Origin of the sequence: Pantoea sp. Cy-639, assembly GCF_011752525.1 — a bacterium.
Taxonomy (GTDB): Bacteria; Pseudomonadota; Gammaproteobacteria; order Pseudomonadales; family Pseudomonadaceae; genus Aquipseudomonas.
Genome location: NZ_VWXI01000009.1, coordinates 221,171 through 229,089, shown reverse-complemented (window position 1 = coordinate 229,089; position 7,919 = coordinate 221,171). Strand labels below are relative to the sequence as shown.

At 63.6% G+C, this 7,919-nt stretch carries 2 protein-coding genes; both read left to right on the top strand.

The annotated features are described in order from the left end of the window. Nucleotides 1-247 precede the first annotated feature (247 nt). Complete coding sequence (locus F3J43_RS13740) at nt 248-3,268, top strand: type VI secretion system Vgr family protein (protein ID WP_166887058.1); 3,021 nt, start codon at nt 248-250, stop codon at nt 3,266-3,268. Continuing rightward, complete coding sequence (locus tag F3J43_RS13735) at nt 3,265-7,917, top strand: RHS repeat-associated core domain-containing protein (RefSeq protein ID WP_166887056.1); 4,653 nt, start codon at nt 3,265-3,267, stop codon at nt 7,915-7,917. The genes F3J43_RS13740 and F3J43_RS13735 overlap by 4 nt, the downstream gene beginning before the upstream one ends. Nucleotides 7,918-7,919 lie beyond the last annotated feature (2 nt).

Genomic DNA, 7,919 nt, shown 5'->3' with positions numbered 1-7,919 from the left:
TCTGCACAGGCATGACAGGCCCAAAGCAAATGTGGGAGCAGGCGAAGCCTGCGATGCTGCCCCGCATGCCTGAAGACAGGCACCAGGGCGGGCACCGCCTCTGGCACAGGCATAACTGGCCCGAAACAAATGTGGGAGCAGGCGAAGCCTGCGATGCGCCGCGCGGGCGGCGCTCGATCTTGAAACCGCCACAAGGCTACCGCCTGGCACCCACGCAGGTTCCACCACCCAAGAACGAGGGACAAGGATGTTTGCCGCAGCAAACCAGACCCATTTCAGCTTGCACATCGACGGCCTGGAACACGATTTCCAGGTCCTCGCCTTCGACGGCAAGGAAGCCATCAGCCAACCCTACGCCATCGACCTGGAGCTGGTCAGCGAGCGCGCCTCGCTGGATCTGGAAAGCCTGCTGCACAAGCCCGCGTTCCTCCAGCTCGGCGACGATGGCCGTGGCCTGCATGGCCTGATCTACCGCGCCGCGCAAGGCGAGTCGGGCAAGCGCCTGACCCGCTACCAGGTGACCCTGCGCCCGCAGCTGGCCTACCTGGCACACCGCATCAACCAGCGCATGTTCCAGCACAAGACCGTGCAGGAGATCATCGCCCAGGTGCTCGAGGAGCATGGCATCCTCGCCAACGCCTACCAATTCCAGTTGGGCGCGACGTACCCGCAGCGCGAATACTGCGTGCAGTACGACGAGTCCAACCTGCAGTTCATCCAGCGGCTGTGCGAGGAGGAGGGTATCCACTACCACTTCCGCCACGCCGCCGACGGCCACCAACTGGTGTTCGGCGACGACCAGACGGTGTTCCGCAAGCTGGCGCCGGTGGCCTACCAGCAGGACGCCGGGCTGGTGGCCGACACGCCGATGATCAAGCGCTTCGGCCTGCGCGTGGAAACCCGCACCAGCAGCGTCAGCCGCCGCGACTACGACTTCAAGAAACCGCTGATCCAGCTCGAGGGCGAGGCGGTCAGCCATGTCGAGCCGGACCTCGAGGACTACGACTACCCCGGCCGTTTCCTCGACCGCAGTCGTGGCAAGCACCTGGCCACCCGCGCCTTGGAACGCCACCGCAGCGATTTCCGCCTGGCCGAGGGGCGCAGTGACCAGCCCTTGCTGGCCAGCGGGCATTTCCTGGCGCTGACCGCGCACCTGAACCCGGCCTGGAACGACCTCTGGCTGCTGCTCGAAGTGCGCCACCAGGGGCGCCAGCCGCAGGTGCTCGAAGAGGTCATCACCAGCGATGTCGACGCCCGTTTCGATGGCTTCCAGCAGGGCTACCGCAACTTCTTCAGCGCCACGCCGTGGGATGCCGCCTACCGTCCGCCGCTGACCCATCCCAAGCCGCGCATCCTCGGCACCCAGCGCGCCGTGGTCAGTGGGCCGGCCGGCGAGGAGATCTACTGCGACGAGTTCGGCCGCATCAAGGTGCAGTTCTTCTGGGACCGCGAAGGCCAGTCCGACGACAAGTCCAGCGTGTGGATGCGCGTCGCCTCCGGCTGGGCCGGGCAGGGCATCGCCAGCCTGCAACTGCCGCGAGTGGGCATGGAAGTGCTGGTCAGCTTCCTCGAAGGCGACCCCGATCAACCGCTGGTGACCGGCTGCCTGTACCACGGCGTGAACATGCCGCACTACAAGCTGCCCGACCTGAAAACCCTGGCGACGATCAAGAGCAAGGAATACAAGGGCAGCCGCGGCAACGAACTGCGCATCGACGACACCACCAGCGAGATCAGCATCGGCCTGCGCAGCGACCACGGCGCCAGTGCCCTGAACCTCGGCTACCTGACGCACCCAAGACCGAGTGGCGGCGCCCCACGCGGTGAAGGTTTCGAACTGCGCACCGACCGCCACGGCGCCGTGCGCGCTGCCGGCGGCCTGCTGCTGACCACCGAGCCGCGCCCCAACGAAGCCAAGCACCACAAGGACCTGCCCGAGACCGCCGAACGCCTGGCCACCGCCAGCGAGCAGCAGGACAGCCTGGCGGAACTGGCCAAGCAGATGCAGGCCCAGGAACCGGGCGACCAGGACGACGTCGCCAAGCGCCTGCACGAGCAGCACCAGGGCATCCTCGGCAGCGGCCCGGTCAACCAGAGCGCCAACGAATTCCCCGAGTTCGCCCAGCCGCACCTGGTGCTGTCCAGCCCGGCCGGCATCGCCCTGACCACCCCCGGCCCGAACCACATCACCAGCGGTGAGCACCTGGCGCTGAGCAGCACCGGCCACACCAGTATGTCGATCGGCAAGCGCCTGCTGGCCAGTGCCAGCCAGGGCATGCGCTTGTTCGTGCAGAGCCTGGGCTGGAAGTTGGTGTCGGCCTCCGGCGACATCGACATCCGCGCGCTGAAAGACAACATCAACCTGCTGGCCAAGCTCGACATCACCGCCAACGCCGAGCGCATCGTGCTCACCGCCAAGACCGAGCTGGTGATCCAGGGCGGCGGCAGCGCCACCACCTACAACGCTGGCGGCATCACCCACGTCACCAGCGCCAACTACACCGCCCACGCCGCGCAGTTCGCCCACATCGGCGCCGCGAGCAAGGCCGGCACCTTCCCCGAGCCACCAAAACCCGGCAAGGGCGACCTGGAGCTGCTGTACCAGTACGCCAACAGCAAGGGCGTGAAGACCGGCGACTACGACGTGGTCGACGCCCTGGGCAAGTCGCTCAAGGGCAAGCTCGACGGCAACGGTTTCAACCAGGCCAGCGGCGCCGCCGCCGGCCCGCTGTGGGTCGACTTCGGCCTGGATCCGGCCGACACCTGGGCCGAGGGCAGCCACTTCGGCGCCGGCGACTGGCCACCCAAGCCCAGCTTCGCCGACATCGCCCCCGGCCAGCAGGCTGTGGTCGGCGAGGTACTCAGCGGCGGCAAGGGCGCGGACGGTTTGCTGGGCAAGGGCCTGGCACTGGCGCAACAAGGCATGGACAAGGGCAAGGGACTGATGCAGAACGCGATGGCACAAGGAAAATCGATGGCCCAGGGCCTGATGGGCCCCGGCGGCAACGGCCTGCTGGAACAGGGCAAGGCCCTGGCCGGCACGGGCATGCAACTGGCGAAAAGCGGCCAGGCCGCGCTGCAGCAGGCGCAACAGGTCAAGGCCGCCCTCGGCGGCGACACCAGCGCCATGGCCCAGCTGGCCAGCAACGTGGTGCCCGGCGCGGCGCCGACGCTCAAGGCCGCCAGCGCGCTCAAGCAACTGCCGGGCCTGCCCAAGCTCAGCGCTCCGGTGACCCCGGCCAAGCTGAACCATGAGGTGCTGGCATGACCGACGCCAAGAAACGCGAACAGCAGGTCGCGGTCGCGCCGCTCAACACCATCGACGTCAAGGACGTTGGCCGCGGCGCCGCCGCCTTCGATGCCTGGCTGCAGTCGGCCAGCGGTGGCTACGTCACCCTCGAGCGGATCAAGACCGTGGCCGGCGCCTTGCCGGTGGTGGGCAACATCATGGCCCTGGTCGACGCGCTGGGCGACATCGTGACCCTGGTCAAGAGCAAGAACCGCCAACTGCTCGACTGGGTGAGCCTGGGCATCAACCTGATCGGCGTGCTGCCGGCCCCGCCGACCATGGCCGCCGCGCGCATGAGCCTGCGCCCGACCCTGTTCCTGGTGCGCCAGGAACTGCGCAACAGCGCCAAGATGCTGCTGGGCGATTCGCTGATCACGGTGCTGATCGGCCACCTCAACGCGACCATCGCCGGCACTATCGATGACTTCGTGACCAAGGCCCAGCCGAAGATCGCCGGCATCCTCGCCGACGCCGGCGCGCTGGGCACCAAGGTGACCAACGAGATCGCCACCGGACTGGAGAAGGTCGCCCTGGGCCAGTTGAACGCCAAGGGCGACATGTCGAAGGCGAGCAAGCAGGCCTCCGCGGCGGCCGACAAGCTGTTCAACGACCCCAAGGCAGCGTTCAGCAACTTCTTCGGCGCGGCGTACAGCGCCGCCAAGGCCGCAGGCAAGGGCCTGGCCAACAGTGCCGCGCGCAAGATGCTGCCGGACGAGGTCAAGACCAAGGTGCTGGCCAACACCGGCCAGTTGCGTGCCCTGGGCCCGGAGATGACCCGGCAGTTCGCCAAGCTGGCGGATCCGGGGACGCAGATGAGCATCGGCTGGCTGCTGACCATGCTGGGCGGGGCGGTGAAGGGGTTCCGCAAGCGCAACAAGAATGGACAGCCCGGGGTGAGCAAGCCTGGGACGACAACGCAGGTGGCGCGGGAGAAGGGCAAGGGCGAGTTGGCGGTGAGCAGTTCGCAGGCCAATGCTACCCATACCCCAAGTCCGATCGAGCCTAGTTGTCCGATCCCAAGGCCCATTCCCAAGTCCACTTCCGGTCGCAGCATCAGTTTTGCCCTGGGCTCGGAATTCATCATCCATACCGACTTCAGCCTGCCAGGGCCATTTCCGATCGAATGGCAGCGGATCTACCACTCACGCCTTGGCGAGTATGACCAGGGCTGTCTGGGGGCTCGCTGGGTAAGCCCTCTGACCACCCGCATCGACGTGGTTGGCAAGGGCCTGTTGTTCCATGACTTCGATGGCCGCAGCCATGAATTCGAATTGCCCAAGGTCGGCAAGTCGCTGTTCAACGCCATCGAAGATCTGTTGCTGGTCCGCAGTAGCGACGATGAACTGGTGATCTGCCGTGGCTTCGTACGCAAGGAATACTACCTGCGCGTGGGTGATCGCTATTACCTGCGCAAGATTCTGCTGGAGAACGACGCCGGCTGCATGCTGCATTACGAGCACCGTCATGATGGGCGGCCGGTCCTGTCGGACATCATCACCTTCCAGGGGGATGTAAAAGACGTCCTGCGTCACCTGGGCACACTGATCGATGAACAGGGCCATATTACCGGCCTGTGGGAAATGCGCGACGGTCAGCCACTGCGCCAGCTGTGCGCCTACCACTACGATGATCAGGGCGACCTCGTCGCCGCCCAGGACGAACAGGGCGCGGCCTGGCATTACCAGTACCAGAACCACCTGGTGACCCGTTACACCGACCGGACCGGCAGAGGTATGAACCTGCAATGGGACGGCAGCGCCTTCGACGCCAGGGCCATTCGCGAATGGGCCGACGACGGCAGTTACGATACCCGCCTGGAGTGGGACGAAAACATCCGCCTCACCTACGTCACCGACGCCCATGGCCAGGAGACCTGGTACTACTACGACATCCTCGGCCACCTGTACCGCGTGCGTTATCCGGATGAACGCTCGGAGTGGATCTTCCGCGATGAGCGTAAGAAGGTGGTGCGTCATGTGCACGCCGATGGTAGCGAAGACCGCTACGACTATGACGAACAAGGCAGTGTCATTCGCCATATCCGTGCCGATCACAGTCAGATCCATATCGCTTACGACGACCGTCGTCATCCGATCAAGATCCGCGACGCCGAGGGTGGCCTGTGGCTGCGGGATTACGACCAGAAGGGCAACCTGGTCGAGACCACCGACCCGTTGGGCAACAAGACCGAATTCGCCTATACGCCATCCGGCCTGGTCAAGGCGATCAAGGATGCCAACGGCAACGAGAAGAAGCTGGCTTACAACGCCGCAGATCAACTGGTCGAGTACACCGACTGTTCGGGCAAGACCAGTCAGTGGGCGTACGACGCCTTCGGTCAGTTGGTGTTGTTCACCGACGCGGCTGCCAACCAGACCGCTTATGAGTACAAGGCCGGTCAGCTCTCTAAAGTCATTCACCCGGACAACACCGAAGAACGCTTCGAGCGTGATGCCGAAGGCCGGCTGCTGGCCCATGCCGATGCACTGGACCGCTGCACCACCTGGACCTACAACGCCGTGGGCCTGCTGGCCGAGCGGGTTGATGCCAACGAGCACACCTTGCGCTACCGCTGGGACAAGCTGGGCCGTTTGACCGGGCTGGAAAACGAAAACGAAAGCAAGGCCGACTTCCTTTACGACCCGGTGGGTCGTCTGTTGGAGGAAAAGGGCTTCGACGGACTGGTGACGCGCTACCAGTACGACCCTGATACGGGCCGCCTGGCCAGTACCCAGGTCGGCCAGCGCCGGATCGACATCGCCTTCGATCCGGTCGGGCGTCTTGTTTCCCGCGTGGCCAGCCAGGGGGATCAGCGCCAGGAAGAGACGTTTGCCTACGACGGCAACGGCAACCTGATTCAGGCCCTCAATGCCGACAGCAAGCTGCAATGGTTCCATGACCCAGCGGGCAACCTGACCCGCGAGCACCAGTACTACCTCAAGACCGATGTGCCGATGGTCGCGGTGTGGCAGCACGAGTACGACGCGCTGAACCTGCGCACGACAACGATCCGCCCCGATGGCCACAAGGTCAGCGTGCTCACTTACGGCAGTGGCCATGTACTGGGCATGACCCTTGATCAGCATGAACTGCTGGCCTTCGAGCGCGATGACCTGCACCGCGAAGTGGTGCGTCATCAAGGCAACCAGCTGATGCAGACCCAGAGCTGGGATCCGGCAGGGCGCTTGCAGGAGCAACTGCTGGGTAGCCATGACGGCCAGTCGACCTTGCTCAAACGCCAGTATCAGTACGATGCGGTCGGCCAACTGACTGATATCCACGACACCCGGCGTGGCCACCTGGCCTATCAATACGACCCGGTTGGCCGCCTGCTGCAAGCCACCAGCCGTCTCGGCGTGGAGACCTTTGCCTTCGACCCGGCCGGCAACCTGCTGGACGACAAGACCCAGGAACTGAACCGTCCGCTGGAAAGCGACCCGTGCCGTAACAAACTGATGGACAACCTGCTGCGTGAATACGCCGGGACCCATTATCGGTACGACGATCGCGGCAACCTGATCCACCGTCTGCACAACGGTGAACAGGCCCGGTTGAGTTGGGACCTGTTCGACCGCCTCATGCGTTTTGACGATGGCAGGCTCAGCGTGGTGTACAGCTACGACGCCTTGGGCCGCCGCTTGCACAAGCACTCCACCGCGCACCACCAAGACGATCCGCGTGCCGGCAGTGGCTGGAACCAGATACAGCGGGCCAAGCGCCAGCGCGAACTGGGCTGTGGTTACACTTTATACGGTTGGGATGGTGACAACCTGGCCTGGGAGAGCTCGCCGCCGCAGGGCGAAGGTGAGACTGGGCGTACCGTGCATTACCTGTACGAGCCGGGCAGTTTCGTGCCGGTTGCCCAGGCCCAGCGCAGCAATCCGATCCGCCTGCTGCGTCAGCCGGACTGGAGCGATCGTGAGTACGACTTCGATCAGGACCCGTTGTGGCATACCGAGGTCAAGGCGCAGCCATTCGATGCGATCCTCTGGTACCAATGCGACCACCTCGGTACGCCGATGGAACTGACCGACCACAACGGTGAGGTGGCGTGGGCGGCGCAGTACAAGGCGTGGGGTGAGGTCAAGGAAACGCGGTCTGACTGGGCGAAGCAGGTCGGCCTGACCAACCCGATTCGTTTCCAGGGGCAGTACCACGACCAAGAGACTGGGCTGCTCTACAATCGAAGCCGATACTATGACCCGAAGGTTGGCCGGTTTACGAGCCAAGATCCTATAAATTACGCGGGTGGTCTAAACCTATATTCCTATGCCTTGAACCCTATACTTTGGATTGATCCTTTAGGGCTAAGTGCTAGAAACAATGGAACAACTAGAGTTCGGCACTATACAAGCAGGCAGGGTTCGAACGCGATATGTGAAGAAGGGGTGATTCGTGCTAAGGATAATAATAGAGTGTATCTGGAGCCCGCTAGCAAAAAACCGTTATCAAAAGTAGAAGTGCAGAAAAAATATCAGATCAAGGAGAATAAAGGTCGGGATTATATTGAGACTGATGTTGAGAATAGTAGGTTGGAGTGGGTGGAGAATCCCAGGTATCATAGGAAAGAGTTGACTGTCAAAGGCGATCTTGAGCTGAAAAATCATACTGTAGTGCAAAGGAAGTAGTA